The organism is Citrobacter sp. BDA59-3, assembly GCF_015167655.1.
Classification (GTDB): Bacteria; Pseudomonadota; Gammaproteobacteria; order Enterobacterales; family Enterobacteriaceae; genus Phytobacter; species Phytobacter diazotrophicus.
In genome coordinates, this window is the sequence record NZ_CP063427.1 from 3,071,827 (window position 1) to 3,087,163 (window position 15,337).

Below are 15,337 nucleotides of genomic sequence, written 5' to 3' on the forward strand. Positions count from 1 at the left end.
ATAAAAATCCTCTCAGCTAAGCCCGTCAAACGACAAAGAGGACCCAAAATCATGCAACAACCTGCCGTACAGCGCCGCAGTCTGGCCGAGCGCATTTTTCACGCGGTGAGCTTCGAAGTGATCGCCACCGCCATTTGCGCCCCGGCCAGCGCCTGGATAATGCAGCGCCCGGTGCTGGAGATGGGTGGACTGACATTGTTACTGGCTACTGCGGCGATGATCTGGAACGTGATTTACAATGCACTGTTTGACAGGCTTTGGCCGGTTCATCGCCTGGCGCGTACCGCGAAGGTCCGCGCCTGCCATGCGCTGGGGTTTGAAGGGGGATTTATCGTGATTGGCGTGACCATAGCCTCGCTGACGCTTGGCATCGGCCTGGTAGAAGCGTTCTTACTGGAGATCGGCTTTTTCCTCTTCTTCCTTCCCTACACCATGGCGTTTAACTGGATCTACGACATAGTGCGCGCCCGGGTGGTTCACCGTCAGGCGGCGCGCCTGTGTCAGTAAGGTGTTTCAGATACGCCTGTTTTAACTGCGCGTTCCCGTCATCGTCTCTTGCTGGCTGTCGGCATCCGGCACGCCAGCGGGCCAGGGTCCTTTAACCACGGTAGTCGGCAGCGCCAGTTGCACGTCATTCGCCGCCAGTTGCTCCATAATGCGGATATTAATCTCCTGCTGGATATCCATATATTTGTTGTAATCCGCGGTATTGACGATATGGACAACTTCAAAGTTGAGTCGATCGGTGCCGAAACCGAGGAAATGAGCGCGGTCGAATTTGGTTTCGCCAACGTCATTGATGATGGTTTTGATCATCTCGCCAATCTTACGGAGTTTGTCCGGCGGCGTTGACAACGCAACACCAAAAGTAAAAACGATACGTCGGGTTTGCATACGTTTATAGTTATGCAGCGTCTGTTGCAGAAGAATGGCATTACCACAGACAATCTGCTCTCCGCTCAAACTGCGTATGCGCGTGGTTTTGAGGCCAATATGCTCAACCGTCCCGGCGACATCGTTAAACACCACGAAATCACCAATTTCAAAAGGCTTATCAAAACCAATCGACAGAGAGGCAAAGACATCGCTGAGGATAGTCTGTACCGCCAGGGCGATGGCAATACCGCCGACGCCGAGGCTTGCCACCAGAGCGGTAATATTTACCCCGACATTCGCCAGAATTGACAGCAGCATCACGGTCCATACCAGCATTCGTAGCAGCAGTCCGGTGATGACCAGCGTCACCGGGTTTTTATGCATACCGGGTTCATAACGCAACTGATGCAGCCAGGAGATAATCCCCTGATCAAACCAGAGCGCCATTTGAATGGCGAGCACCAAAAACCAGGCATGACTGATTGTCGCGGAGAGATTTGTGGGGAGTTCAACAAAACGCAGACTAAAAAGAAACGCGGCGATAAAGAGCAGCACCTTGCTGGTTCTGACTAACATATCATTCAGCACCAGACGCATTTTCTGCGTGCTTTGATGCTTATCACCCCAGCTCTGCACGCCTTTACCAACGATACGCAGTAAACGGTTAAGCAACCAGTAGGCCAATATCGTAATGATGACGACCGTGAAGACAGCAATCCAGAACGATGGCGTCATCATTAAAGATATCAAATCGAAACGTGATAAAAATTCCATTCTTTCCCTCATCAAAGCCGTGAAGAGAAAAAGTATAGACGCAGACAAAAAAAAACCGCTCCGAAGAGCGGTTGAGATACGCGCAGAGAATTACAGCGCTTTCAGAATCGCATCGACGCTGGCTTTGGCATCGCCAAACAGCATCTGGGTATTCTCTTTAAAGAACAGCGGATTCTGGACGCCAGCATAGCCGGTATTCATAGAGCGTTTGAACACAATAACGTTTTGCGCTTTCCACACTTCCAGAACAGGCATACCTGCGATAGGGCTCTTCGGATCGTCCTGCGCCGCCGGGTTAACGGTGTCATTCGCACCAATAACCAGTACGGTGTCAGTATCGGCGAAGTCATCGTTGATTTCGTCCATTTCCAGCACGATGTCATACGGTACTTTCGCTTCCGCCAGCAGGACGTTCATGTGGCCCGGCAAACGCCCCGCAACCGGGTGAATACCGAAGCGCACTTTCACGCCGCGCGCACGCAGTTTCTCGGTAATTTCAGCAACCGGATACTGCGCCTGTGCGACCGCCATGCCGTAGCCTGGGGTGATGATGACAGAGTGTGAGTTTTTCAGCATCTCAGCCGTCTCTTCGGCGTTGATCTCACGGTGCTCGCCCACTTCTTCATCGGACCCTGTAGAGGAACCGTCGGTACCGAAGCCGCCAGCGATAACGCTGATAAAGGAGCGGTTCATCGCCTTACACATGATGTAAGAAAGGATCGCACCGGAAGAACCCACCAGCGCACCGGTGACGATCAGCAGGTCGTTACTCAGCATAAAGCCCGCCGCCGCTGCCGCCCAACCGGAATAGGAGTTCAGCATCGAGACCACAACCGGCATGTCAGCACCGCCGATAGAGGCCACCAGATGCCAGCCAAACACCAACGCAATCGCCGTCATCACCAGTAGCGCCAGCGCCTGCAGGCCCACGCTTTCAGTACGAACAAAAATCACCAGCAGGACGAAAGAAACCACCAGCGCCGCAAGGTTCAATTTGTGACGGTTTGGCAGCATCAACGGTTTTGAGGAGATCTTGCCGCACAGCTTGCCGAACGCCACGATAGAACCGGTGAAGGTGACGGCACCGATAAAGATGCCGAGGAACACTTCGGTCAGGTGAATATTGACCAGGATCGGTTCCATGCCAGGTTCGTGGTAAAGGTAGCTGTTAAAGCCAACCAGCACCGCGGCCAGACCCACAAAGCTGTGCAGTACAGCAACCAGCTCAGGCATCTCGGTCATTTCAACTTTACGCGCCAGGCGAATACCGATAGCACCACCGATGATCATCGCAACGATAATCCACGCTACGTTGCCAGTGTCAGGCCCGAAAATTGTGGCAATCAGCGCAATCGCCATCCCGGCAACGCCGAAACGGTTACCCTGTTGGGACGTTTCATGTTTCGATAGCCCCGCCAGACTGAAAATAAACAGGATCGCGGCAACAATGTATGCAGCTGTAACTAATCCTCCAGACATGTGCTACCCCTTAGTTCTTCCGGAACATTTTCAGCATGCGCTGAGTGACGGTGAAACCACCAAAAATATTAATGCTGGCAATCAGTACAGCGATAAAACTGAAGAAGCTGACCCAGCCACCATGGCCGATTTGTAAGAGTGCGCCAACGACGATAATGCCGGAGATTGCGTTAGTAACCGACATCAGCGGGGTATGCAAGGCGTGGGAGACGTTCCACACCACGTAGTAACCGACCACGCAGGCCAGCGCGAAGACAGTGAAGTGACCAAGAAACTCTTTAGGTGCAACGTCGGCCAGCCAGCCGAAGAGAATAATCACCAGCGCCATGATGCCGTATTTCAGCCATGGCGATGTGGGTTTAGCCTCTTCTTTCGCGGCGGCAGGTGCCGCTTTCGCCGCAGCTTGCGGTTGCGCGGAAACCTGAATCGGCGGAGCCGGCCAGGTTACTTCGCCCTCGCGAATGACGGTCACGCCGCGCACGACCACATCTTCGAAATCGACTGTCACATTGCCGTCTTTTTCTTTGCACAACAATTTCAGCAGGTTGACCAGGTTGGTGCCGTAAAGTTGGGAAGACTGCGCGGCCAGACGGCCTGGCAGGTCGGTATAACCGATGATTTTCACGCCGTTTGGCGTGGTGACGACTTCGTTCGCCACGGTGTATTCGCAGTTACCGCCGTTTTGCGCCGCCAGGTCAACCACCACGCTGCCGGATTTCATGGAATCCACCATCTCGCGGGTGATCAGTTTCGGTGCCGGTTTACCCGGAATCAATGCGGTGGTGACGATGATATCAACGTCTTTCGCCTGGGCGGCAAAGAGTTCCATTTCCGCTTTGATAAACGCTTCGGACATCACTTTCGCGTAGCCGTCGCCGCTACCGGCTTCTTCTTTGAAATCCAGCTCAAGGAACTCAGCGCCCATACTCTGGACCTGTTCCTTCACTTCCGGACGGGTATCAAACGCACGGACAATTGCCCCGAGGCTGTTGGCGGCACCAATAGCCGCCAGGCCGGCAACGCCTGCGCCAATGACCATCACTTTCGCTGGCGGGACTTTACCTGCGGCGGTGATCTGCCCGGTAAAGAAACGGCCAAATTCGTGGGCTGCTTCCACAATGGCGCGATAGCCAGCAATGTTGGCCATTGAGCTCAATGCATCCAGCGCCTGGGCACGGGAAATACGCGGCACAGAGTCCATCGCCATGACGGTAATATTACGGGCAGCCAGTTTCTCCATCAGCGGCGCATTCTGCGCAGGCCAGATAAAGCTGACTAATGTCGTGCCCGGATTAAGCAAGGCGATTTCGTCATCCGTCGGTGCATTCACCTTGAGGATAACGTCAGAGTGCCAGACGTTATTTTCGTCCACCACGGTTGCGCCAGCCTGGGTAAACGCGTTGTCATCGAAGCTTGCCAGTTTGCCCGCGCCGCTTTCAATCGCGACGGTGAAACCCAATTTAAGCAATTGCTCTACCGTTTTCGGCGTCGCCGCAACGCGGGTTTCATTGGCCAACCGTTCTTTTGGTACACCAATACGCATAGTTTTCCCTTCCATCGATTTTAGATGATGGTTTGTCAGTGATGCCCGGGCATGATATTGCCTGCCAGAGATAAATAAACAGACTGCATCCCGGAAAATAAAACAGTAACAAACTTTCTATAACCTACTGAAAATAACGCCTGTGATCTACCGCCAGAAAACAGAAATTCTCTTTTTATCTGTGAAAACCGGGCGGGTAGCAGGGCTGACAGGGTTATTTCCCTTTAATTCATTTAAACAAGCCGATATTCCGCTCAGACGAAGCGGTAAAACATGATTAATCTCCACTACACATTGCTCTTTTAACAATGTATTAACTTAAAAAACGCATATGCTTTATGACTTTTGCAGGTCAACAGCCTGTTTTTTCAACATATCACTAAACGTTATCGTAAAACGTCTGGCGTGTAGCACACTCAGTGAAAAATGACGCAGACAGTCGTGTTGATTAAATGCAATAATCAGCGACGTTTTTAAGTCAACAACAACACCAGTATCTGGTTTGCGCAAGGCGAAGGATCATTTTTATGAAGCTTAAGTACACCCTCCTGGCGTCAGCACTTTTGTCCGTTACGACCCTGTCAGTCAACGCAGCGACAGAGTTAACGCCGGAGCAAGCGTCAGCATTGAAGCCCTACGATCGCGTTGTTATCACCGGTCGCTTTAACTCTATTGGCGATGCCGTTAAAGCCGCTTCAAGCCGTGCTGATAAAGAAGGCGCGGCCTCGTTTTATGTTGTAGACACATCCGATTATGGTGAGAGCGGCAACCAGCGTGTCACCACGGACCTGTATAAAGCCGATGCGCCGAAAGCCGATGCGCCAAAACTGCGGGTCATCAATGGCGTCACTGAGTTGCCGAAGACCGATGCTATTGAGCTGGAACCGTTCGATACCGTTACGGTACAGGGTTTCTATCGCTCACAGCCGGAAGTAAACGATGCCATCACCAAGGCCGCGAAAGCGAAAGGGGCTGCCTCTTTCTATATCGTTCGCCAGGTTGATGCCAACGAAGGTGGCAACCAGCGGATTACGGCATATATCTATAAAGCTGATGCCAAAAAACGTGTACTGCAGAGCCCGGATGCCATTCCACGTGATTCTGAAGCAGGCCGTGCTGCCTTAGCTAAAGGCGGTGAAGAAGCCAAGAAAGTAGAAATCCCGGGCGTTGCAACTACCGCTGCGCCGAGCGCTGAAGTGGGTCGTTTCTTTGAAACACAATCCTCCACCTCAAACCGTTACACTGTCACGTTACCTGATGGAAAAAAAATCGAAGAAGTGAATAAAATCACGGCTGCGCAGATGGTTCCGTTCGACAGCATCAAGTTCACCGGTAACTACGGCAACATGACCGAGATCTCTTATCAGGTTGCGAAACGTGCCGCGGCGAAAGGTGCCAAGTACTATCACATCACCCGCCAGTGGCAGGAAAATGGTAGCAACATCACCATCAGTGCTGATTTGTACAAATAAGTAACCCTCCATTTTAAAGGCGGCCCTGGGGTCGCCTTTTATTTTTTTCGCGAAATTAAGCCGTCACGCATTGCATGCCATTACGACTCTCCGTAAAATCCCGCGCCTCAGTGATATCCACCATTTTTATGCGCATAAGCAAAATAATTATTCTGGATTGAGCCCGTTCATAACAGGATACCCATGGAAAAGAAACTTGGCCTGAGCGCTTTAACTGCGCTGGTATTAAGCTCAATGCTCGGTGCGGGCGTTTTCAGCCTGCCGCAAAATATGGCGGAAATCGCCAGCCCCGCGGCTTTATTGATTGGCTGGGCGATTACCGGCGCGGGGATATTACTGCTCGCCTTCGCCATGCTTATCCTGACGCGTCTTCGCCCGGACCTGGACGGCGGTATTTTTACCTACGCCCGGGAAGGTTTTGGCGAACTTATTGGTTTTTGTTCTGCCTGGGGGTACTGGCTGTGCGCCGTTATCGCCAACGTCTCCTACTTAGTGATTGTCTTCTCTGCGCTGAGTTTCTTTACCGATACGCCAGAACTGCGCTTTTTTGGCGACGGTAACACCTGGCAGGCGATGGTAGGTGCATCTCTGCTGCTGTGGTTTGTTCACGCATTAGTGCTGCGCGGCGTGCAGACGGCGGCGAGTATTAATCTCGCGGCGACGCTCGCCAAACTGGTGCCGCTTGGCCTGTTTATTGTGCTGGCGGCCATGGCTTTCCATTACGATACCTTTAGCCTGGATTTCTCCGGTATCGCCCTGGGTGTACCGGTATGGGAGCAGGTGAAAAACACCATGCTCATTACCCTGTGGGTGTTTATCGGGGTTGAAGGCGCTGTGGTCGTCTCCGCCCGCGCGCGCAACAAACACGATGTGGGACGCGCCACCCTGCTGGCAGTGCTGGCTGCCCTCGGCGTCTATTTGTTGGTTACACTGCTGTCGCTGGGAGTGGTGCCGCGCCCGGAACTGGCGGCGATGCGTAATCCGTCAATGGCAGGCCTGATGGTCAGGCTGATGGGCTCCTGGGGCGATGTGGTTATTGCCGCCGGGCTGATTGTCTCGGTCTGTGGCGCTTACCTGAGCTGGACGATCATGGCAGCGGAAGTGCCGCTACTGGCCGCCACCCATCAGGCGTTTCCACGTATTTTTGCCCGACAGAATAAGAATAATGCGCCCGCGGCGTCGCTGTGGTTAACCAATATCAGTGTACAGGTCTCGCTGGTGCTGATCTGGCTCACAGGTTCCGATTACAATACGCTGTTGACCATTGCCTCAGAGATGATTCTGGTTCCTTATTTCCTTGTCGGAGCATTTTTACTGAAAATCTCTCGTCGCCCGTTGCACCGCGTCGTCGCTATCGGTGCCAGCCTCTATGGCTTATGGTTACTGTATGCATCCGGTCCGATGCATTTGCTGTTGTCGGTTGTGCTCTATGCGCCGGGGCTGCTGGTCTTTATCTACGCACGCCACACGCATGACATAGCCAGTCTGCTTAAACGCCGGGAAAGAGTGCTGATTGGTCTGTTACTGATCGCCGCCGTTCCCGCCACGTGGAAGTTGATGGGGTAAGCAACGTATGCGCCCCGTTGAGAAGGAGAACGCATTCGATGGGAAACTCGAAGACACGCCCGATATTGATTACCGGAGGAGGCCGTCGCATCGGTCTCGCCCTCGCCCACCATTTTCTCAGCCAACAGCAGCCGATTATCGTCAGTTACCGGACGCTCTATCCGGCGATTGAACAGTTAACCGCCGCGGGCGCGTTGTGCGTTCAGGCAGACTTCAGCAGCGATGAAGGGGTGCTGGCCTTCGCCGATATCGTGAAGGAGAAAACCGAGGGGCTGCGGGCAATTATTCACAATGCGGGCGACTGGGCGGGTGAAAAACCCGGCGTTGCGCTGCCCGATGTGCTTTCACGGATGCTGCAGATCCACGTTCATGCCCCCTACTTACTTAACCATGCGCTGGAAAGATTATTGCGCGGATTCGGGCATGCCGCTGGCGATATTATTCACTTTACCGATTATGTTGTTGAGTGCGGAAGCGACAAACATATCGCCTATGCCGCCAGTAAAGCTGCGCTGGATAATATGACCCGCTCTTTTGCCAAAAAGCTGGCTCCAGAAGTGAAAGTCAACGCCATTGCCCCGGCGCTGATCCTGTTTAATGACGATGATGACGCGGAATACCGTCAGCAGGCACTCAATAAATCGCTGATGAAAATCGCCCCGGGCGAAAAAGAGATAATCGATCTGGTCGACTATCTGCTGACCAGTTGCTACGTCACGGGACGCACATTTGGCGTCGATGGCGGCCGCCCGCTACGCTAGTGGAGGCGGCTCCAGATAAAAATGAGCAGCCAGGCGCTGAGGCACCAGCAGAGTACCGCAGCGCTCAGCGCGTATCCCACCCGCATAATTCCGGTGAAATACCACAGTGACAGCAGGTATAGAAAATAGGGAATAATGGACCACATACCAAAAACGATGGTGGTGCGTAGCGCTTCCACTCCCCGCTCGGTCGCCACGATATAATGGGCGATTAAAGCAAAGGTCGGAAATAACGGTATTAGCCCGGCGACATAGTAATTTTTCGTTTTTGACAGCAATCCAATTAATAACACCACCAGCGCGCCAATTGCCGCTTTTATCACCAGCGCCATCACGTTCCCTTTCTCATAATGCCAACAAAGGCCTTTAGCATAGCGGATGGGGAGCTTGTTTAGAAAAGATTAATGGCAGGATCAATAAAGGCAGTGTATGTTCATCTTTTTGACTCATCACGATGATATATGAATAAAATCGTTTTTGTGGAAGATGACCCGGAAGTGGGCGCACTTATTGCGGCATATCTGGGCAAACACGATATGGATGTGATAGTTGAACCGCGTGGTGACCGAGCAGAAGAGGTCATCGCCCGTGAAAAACCAGATCTGATTCTTCTGGATATCATGCTCCCCGGCAAAGATGGGATGACACTGTGCCGCGATTTACGCCAGCAGTGGACCGGCCCTATCGTCCTGCTCACCTCTCTTGACAGTGATATGAACCATATTCTGTCGCTGGAAATGGGCGCGAACGACTACATTCTTAAAACCACCCCACCTGCGGTTTTACTGGCGCGTCTGCGACTGCATTTACGCCAGCAGGCCGGTGCCACACAGCAAGAATCCGCGCCGTCATCGCTAAAGCAGCATAAGACGCTGCAATTTGGCACGCTGACCATCGATCCGGTCAACAGGCAGGTGCTGCTGGCTGGCGAGCAGGTTGTTCTCTCAACCGCCGATTTCGATCTGCTGTGGGAACTGGCCACCCACGCAGGGCAAATTATGGACCGCGATGCGTTACTGAAAAATCTGCGCGGTGTGACCTATGACGGAATGGATCGCAGTGTTGATGTGGCCATTTCGCGCCTGCGCAAAAAATTGCTCGATAACGCCACCGAGCCTTTCCGTATTAAAACCGTGCGCAACAAAGGCTATCTTTTCGCCCCACACGCCTGGGATAACTGAGTCCGGTCCTCTTCGCGGGTGTCGCCATGAAAAAACTTTTCGTCCAGTTTTATCTGTTGCTGTTTGTCTGCTTTCTGGTGATGACCATGCTGGTCGGGCTGGTTTACAAATTCACCGCCGAGCGCGCAGGGCGACAGTCGCTGGACGATTTGATGAAAAGTTCGCTGTACCTGATGCGCAGCGAACTACGTGAAATCCCACCGCACCAGTGGAACAAAACGCTCAAAGAGCTGGACCTGAACCTGTCCTTTAACATGCGCGTGGAACCGATGAGCAAGTTCACGCTGGAAGCCCCCGCGCAACAACGGCTACAGGAAGGCGATATTGTCGCGCTGGATTCGCAATACACCTTTATCCAGCGTATTCCACGCAGCCACTATGTCCTGGCAGTCGGCCCGGTCCCCTACCTCTTTTATCTGCATGAAATGCGTCTGCTCGATATGGCGTTGATGGCGTTTATTGCTATCTCACTGGCTTTCCCGGTGTTTATCTGGATGCGTCCCCACTGGCAGGAGATGCTGCGGCTGGAATCCGCCGCCCAGCGCTTTGGCGAAGGTCATCTGGAAGAGCGCATTCATTTTGACAGCACCTCCAGCTTTGAACGACTGGGGATCGCCTTTAACCAGATGGCGGATAACATCAACGCTCTGATCGCCAGTAAGAAAATGTTGATTGATGGCGTGGCCCACGAGCTGCGCACGCCGCTGGTCAGGCTGCGTTATCGCCTGGAGATGAGCGACAACCTCAGCGATAGCGAACGTAGCGCGCTGAACCGCGATATCGGGCAACTCGAAGGACTGATTCAGGAGCTGCTCACCTATGCACGCCTTGACCGTCCGCAGACAGAACTGAAACTGACCACGCCCGATCTCAACGCATGGCTGGACGGTTATATGCTGGATGCCCGCAACGTCAACCCCGACCACCAGCTGGAACTCCATAACCAACCCGGCGACTATGGTTCACTGGATATGCGCCTGATGGAACGCGTGCTGGATAACCTCATCAATAATGCCCTGCGCTACTGCCAGAATACGGTAAAAGTGACATTACAGCTTGAAGGCTCGCAGGCAAGCCTGATTGTCGAAGATGACGGTCCGGGTATTGCCCCGGATGAGCGTAGCCGTGTGTTTGAGCCTTTTGTGCGCCTCGACCCCAGCAGAGACCGTGCGACGGGCGGTTGTGGCCTGGGGCTTGCCATTGTGCACTCCATCGCCCAGGCAATGAGCGGCGAAGTGAGATGTGAAGAGAGCGATGCAGGCGGCGCCCGTTTTTGTTTTCAATGGCCGGTCTGGCACGACACCTCCCTCACCTGAAAAGCGTGACGTGCACAGTGTTAAGGCGTGGAAGGGTGTGCTACAACATAAGTATGTTGTAACTAAAGGAATGATAAAATGGCAGCGTACGACCTGATAGAACGCCTGAACACCACTTTTCGCCAGCTCGAACAGGAACTGGCCGTCCTGAAAGGACAACTCTCCGATTGCCGTTTACTGGCGGGCCGTGTCTTCACCCTGCCGGACGTCGCCAAAGGCGCGGAGCACGAGCCGCTGCCCACCATTCAGGTAAAGCAGCGGGTGGGCAAGCGTGCCGCCGACGCGGCCCTGCGCCACTATACCCATCTGTTTATTCAGCAGCAGTCGGAAAACCGTAGCAGTAAAGCCGCCGTGCGTTTGCCGGGTGTCATTTGTTATCAGGTGGATATGGCGACCCGCGACCGACTGGAGCAGACCATTAACACCATCAATGCCCTGAAAATGACCTTTGAGCGCATCGTGACCGTCGATTCCGGGCTGGCACCGACCGCCCGCTTCGAGTGGGTGCATCGCCATTTACCCGGATTGATTACCCTGAATGCCTACCGCACGTTAACCGCCATTCGCGATCCCGCCACCCTGCGCTTTGGCTGGGCTAACAAGCATATCATCAAGAATTTCACCCGCGATGAGGTGCTTGCACTGCTTGATAAAAGCCGTAAATCGCCGCGCGCCGTCGCGCCATGGACTCGCGAGCAGTGGCAGGAGCGTCTTGAGCAAGAGTACGCCGCGATTGCCTCTTTACCGCAGCAGGCTCGCCTGAAAATCAAACGTCCGGTAAAGGTGCAGCCGATTGCTCGCGTCTGGTATGCGGATTCGCAAAAGCAGGTGCAGTACGCCTGCCCGACGCCGCTGATTGCGCTGGTGAGTGAAGAACATGGCGGGAAAGTGCCGGACATCGGCGAGCTGTTGAATTACCAGGAGGACAATATCCAGCACCGTTTTAAACCGCAGGCACAGCCGTTGACGCTAATTATCCCCCGGCTGCACCTCTATCTTGCTGATTAAACGGGCTTCATGCTGCCCACCATCGATTCCGGGCGCACCCAGCTATCGAACTCGGCTTCCGTCAGATAGCCGAGCGCCAGCGCCGAGGCCTTGAGCGTCAGCCCCTCTTTATGCGCTTTTTTGGCAATTTCTGCCGCTTTGTCATAGCCGATATGGGTATTCAGAGCGGTCACCAGCATCAGCGACTCATTGAGCAACTGGTCGATACGTTCACGGTTCGGCTCAATCCCCACCGCACAATGCTCGTTAAAACTTTCCATACCGTCGGCCAGCAGACGCACCGACTGCAGGAAGTTATGAATGACCATCGGGCGGAAGACATTGAGCTCAAAGTTGCCGGATGCGCCGCCCATATTGACCGCCACGTCGTTGCCTAACACCTGACAGCAAAGCATGGTCATCGCTTCACATTGGGTGGGGTTAACTTTACCCGGCATGATGGAGCTGCCCGGCTCATTTTCCGGAATAGAAATTTCACCAATCCCACAGCGCGGGCCGGAAGCCAGCCAGCGCACATCATTAGCAATTTTCATCAGTGATGCCGCCAGCCCTTTCAGCGCGCCGTGGGCGTGGACTAATGCATCACAGGTGGCCAGCGCCTCAAACTTATTCGGTGCGGTAATAAACGGCTGCCGGGTAAAGGCGGCCAGTTCTTCTGCTACTCGTCTGGCATATTCCGGGTGGGTATTCAGCCCGGTTCCCACCGCCGTACCGCCGAGCGCCAGTTCGCCCAGGTGCGGCAGGCTCAGTTCGATATGTTTGAGGTTATGTTCCAGCATCGCCACCCAGCCGGAAATCTCCTGGCCGAGCGTTAGCGGCGTGGCATCCTGCAGGTGAGTACGACCAATTTTGACAATATCGGCGAAGGCAATCGCTTTTTCGTTGAGCGTTTTTTTCAGCACCAGAAGCTGAGGCAGCAGGTGTTCGCGCACGGCAATCACCGCCGCCACGTGCATCGCCGTCGGGAAAACGTCATTTGAGCTTTGGCTCTTGTTGACGTCGTCGTTCGGGTGCACTTTACGCCCCATGCCACGCTCGCCGCCCAGCAGTTCACTGGCACGGTTCGCCAGCACCTCGTTCATGTTCATGTTGCTCTGGGTGCCGGATCCTGTTTGCCAGATAGCCAGCGGGAATTCATCCGGGTGTTTTCCGGCAAGCACCTCATCCGCCGCCTCGATAATGGCCTGTGCTTTCTCTGCCGCCAGCAGCCCTAAATCCTGATTGACCTTTGCCGCCGCACGTTTGGTCAGTGCCAGTGCGTGGATAAGCGAGACCGGCATTTTTTCCGTCGAGATGCGGAAATGCTCAAGCGACCGTTGGGTTTGCGCCCCCCACAGCTTGTCTGCCGGGACGTCAATCGCGCCCATCGAATCTTTCTCACTACGATGCGTTGTCATTACTTTCTCCCTGTTACGAAGTGATGTTGAGTACCGACATTGCTCACCTGCAAACAAAGCTTAAGTATTGATGCTTGCTATGACGACGTTTATTGCTTCGTGCGCTTAACCGGCGCAAAAAAACCGCCCCGAAGGGCGGCAGTTCTTATTTTACACAGCGGGCGCACTGGCCCGACTGGATTTGCTGGAAGAAATCGTTACCTTTGTCATCCACCAGGATGAAGGCCGGGAAATCTTCAACATCGATTTTCCAGATAGCTTCCATCCCCAGTTCCGGGTAGGCCACACATTCAAGGCTCTTGATACTGTTTTGCGCCAGAATCGCCGCCGGCCCGCCGATACTGCCAAGGTAAAAACCGCCGTGTTTATGGCAGGCATCGGTCACCTGCTGGCTGCGGTTGCCTTTTGCCAGCATGATCATGCTGCCACCTTGTGACTGCAACTGGTCAACGTACGAGTCCATACGCCCGGCGGTGGTGGGGCCTAGTGAACCCGAAGCATACCCCTCAGGCGTCTTCGCTGGTCCCGCATAGTAGATGGGGTGATCTTTCACATACTGCGGCAGCGGCTTGCCTTCATCCATCAGCTCTTTAAGCTTCGCATGCGCAATATCACGCGCCACGATGATCGTCCCGGTCAGCGACAGGCGTGTGGAGACCGGATACTGTTTGAGCTGGCCGAGGATCTCTTCCATCGGACGGTTAAGGTTGACCTTCACCACTTCGCCCTCGCCTGCCTGGCGCAGCGATTCCGGAATGTATTTGCCGGGGTTCTGCTCCAGTTTTTCCAGCCAGATGCCATCGCGGTTAATTTTGGCTTTGATGTTACGGTCAGCCGAGCAGGATACCCCCATCCCCACCGGACAAGAGGCACCGTGGCGCGGGAGACGAATCACGCGGATATCATGCGCAAAGTATTTGCCGCCAAACTGTGCGCCCAGGCCAAGCTGCTGGGCTTCAAGCAGCAGTTCCTTTTCCAGTTGCACATCACGGAACGCCTGGCCGTGCTCATTACCTTCGGTTGGCAGGCCGTCGTAATATTTCGTCGAGGCCAGTTTGACCGTTTTGAGCGTGGCCTCTGCGCTGGTACCGCCAATCACGAACGCGATGTGGTACGGCGGACAGGCAGCGGTGCCCAGGGTACGCATTTTCTCGACCAGATAACCTTTCAGTTTCGCCGGGGTGATCAGCGCTTTCGTTTCCTGATACAGATAGGTTTTGTTGGCGGAACCGCCCCCTTTGGCGATGCAAAGGAATTTATATTCGTCGCCGTCAACGCTATACAAATCGATCTGCGCCGGCAGGTTAGTCCCGGTATTGACCTCTTTGTACATATCCAGCGGGGCGTTTTGCGAATAACGCAGGTTATCTTCGATAAAGGTGTTATAGACGCCGCGCGCCAGGGCCGCCTCATCGCCGCCCCCCGTCCACACACGCTGCCCTTTTTTACCCATAATGATGGCTGTGCCGGTATCCTGGCAGGTGGGCAAAATACCTTTTGCGGCAATCTCGGAGTTACGCAGGAATTGCAGCGCGACATATTTGTCATTTTCGCTGGCATCCGGATCACTGAGAATATCGGCAACCTGTTGCTGATGCGCCGGGCGCAGCAGGAAAGAGGCATCGTGGAAGGCATGTTGCGCCAGAAGGGTCAGCGCCTGAGGATCGACTTTAAGCACTTCCTGACCATCAAAATCGGCGACGGAAACGTAATCGCTACTGAGTAAATAATATTCGGTCTCGTCCTTTTTCAGCGGAAAAGGCTCTTGATAATAAAAAGGTTTATTCGACATTGTTCTCTCACTTACAGCACGAACTGGTTATTGTTTCGGCAGGACATCCATCTGCCACAAAAAAGCGAGTCCGCATATCCTACACAATTATTTAACAAAAACTGAGACTAGTACGACTTTTTGCCTGCTCTGATTACTTCGAACAAATTTATTGCTTTAATACGTGCAATTA

13 protein-coding genes are annotated in these 15,337 nt (G+C 53.8%); 7 read left to right on the forward strand and 6 right to left on the reverse strand.

The annotated features are described in order from the left end of the window. Positions 1-51 precede the first annotated feature (51 nt). Positions 52-507 carry a multidrug/biocide efflux PACE transporter gene (locus IP582_RS14395; protein WP_193793606.1) on the forward strand — a complete coding sequence of 152 codons (456 nt, stop codon included), beginning with the start codon at positions 52-54 and terminating at the stop codon, positions 505-507. Positions 508-528: 21 nt separating this feature from the next. Here the strand turns inward: IP582_RS14395 and IP582_RS14400 are convergent, their stop codons facing one another. The 3 genes from IP582_RS14400 to pntA all read right to left on the reverse strand — a co-directional run bounded on the left by IP582_RS14400 (position 529) and on the right by pntA (position 4,672). Beyond that, a complete protein-coding gene (locus tag IP582_RS14400) occupies positions 529-1,650 on the reverse strand; it encodes a mechanosensitive ion channel family protein (RefSeq protein ID WP_193793607.1) in 1,122 nt (373 codons plus the stop codon). Between the two features lie 90 nt (positions 1,651-1,740). Beyond that, positions 1,741-3,129 carry a Re/Si-specific NAD(P)(+) transhydrogenase subunit beta gene (pntB, locus tag IP582_RS14405; RefSeq protein ID WP_071195321.1) on the reverse strand — a complete coding sequence of 463 codons (1,389 nt, stop codon included), beginning with the start codon at positions 3,127-3,129 and terminating at the stop codon, positions 1,741-1,743. Between the two features lie 10 nt (positions 3,130-3,139). Beyond that, a complete protein-coding gene (gene pntA, locus IP582_RS14410; protein ID WP_193793608.1) occupies positions 3,140-4,672 on the reverse strand; it encodes a Re/Si-specific NAD(P)(+) transhydrogenase subunit alpha in 1,533 nt (510 codons plus the stop codon). 527 nt (positions 4,673-5,199) lie between these two features. Between pntA and ydgH the strand changes: the two genes are divergently transcribed. The 3 genes from ydgH (at position 5,200) to folM (ending at position 8,471) form a co-directional block, all read left to right on the forward strand. Beyond that, entirely contained in the window at positions 5,200-6,144 is a 945-nt protein-coding gene (gene ydgH / locus IP582_RS14415) for a DUF1471 family protein YdgH (RefSeq protein WP_041851518.1), read from the forward strand. Between the two features lie 183 nt (positions 6,145-6,327). Beyond that, a complete protein-coding gene (locus IP582_RS14420; protein WP_193793609.1) occupies positions 6,328-7,710 on the forward strand; it encodes an amino acid permease in 1,383 nt (460 codons plus the stop codon). 38 nt (positions 7,711-7,748) lie between these two features. Beyond that, the gene (folM, locus tag IP582_RS14425; protein WP_193793610.1) at positions 7,749-8,471 is read left to right on the forward strand and encodes a dihydromonapterin reductase; all 723 of its coding nucleotides are present in this window, start codon (positions 7,749-7,751) and stop codon (positions 8,469-8,471) included. Here the strand turns inward: folM and IP582_RS14430 are convergent. Continuing rightward, entirely contained in the window at positions 8,468-8,803 is a 336-nt protein-coding gene (locus IP582_RS14430; RefSeq protein ID WP_193793611.1) for a GlpM family protein, read from the reverse strand. The two genes, folM and IP582_RS14430, sit on opposite strands and share 4 nt — an antisense overlap. A gap of 129 nt (positions 8,804-8,932) precedes the next feature. On the opposite strand from IP582_RS14430, the gene rstA reads away from it, so the two are divergent. The 3 genes from rstA (at position 8,933) to tus (ending at position 11,976) form a co-directional block, all read left to right on the forward strand. Further along, entirely contained in the window at positions 8,933-9,652 is a 720-nt protein-coding gene (rstA, locus tag IP582_RS14435; protein WP_071195325.1) for a two-component system response regulator RstA, read from the forward strand. 26 nt (positions 9,653-9,678) lie between these two features. Continuing rightward, on the forward strand, positions 9,679-10,968 hold the full coding sequence (gene rstB, locus IP582_RS14440; RefSeq protein WP_193793612.1) for a two-component system sensor histidine kinase RstB: 1,290 nt from the start codon (positions 9,679-9,681) through the stop codon (positions 10,966-10,968). A gap of 78 nt (positions 10,969-11,046) precedes the next feature. Then, positions 11,047-11,976, forward strand: coding sequence for a DNA replication terminus site-binding protein (gene tus, locus IP582_RS14445; protein ID WP_193793613.1), 930 nt, complete (start codon positions 11,047-11,049; stop codon positions 11,974-11,976). Here tus and fumC read toward each other — a convergent pair. Then, on the reverse strand, positions 11,973-13,373 hold the full coding sequence (gene fumC / locus IP582_RS14450; protein ID WP_079498068.1) for a class II fumarate hydratase: 1,401 nt from the start codon (positions 13,371-13,373) through the stop codon (positions 11,973-11,975). The genes tus and fumC overlap by 4 nt on opposite strands. Positions 13,374-13,518: 145 nt before the next feature. Then, positions 13,519-15,165, reverse strand: coding sequence for a class I fumarate hydratase FumA (fumA, locus tag IP582_RS14455; RefSeq protein WP_193793614.1), 1,647 nt, complete (start codon positions 15,163-15,165; stop codon positions 13,519-13,521). Positions 15,166-15,337 lie beyond the last annotated feature (172 nt).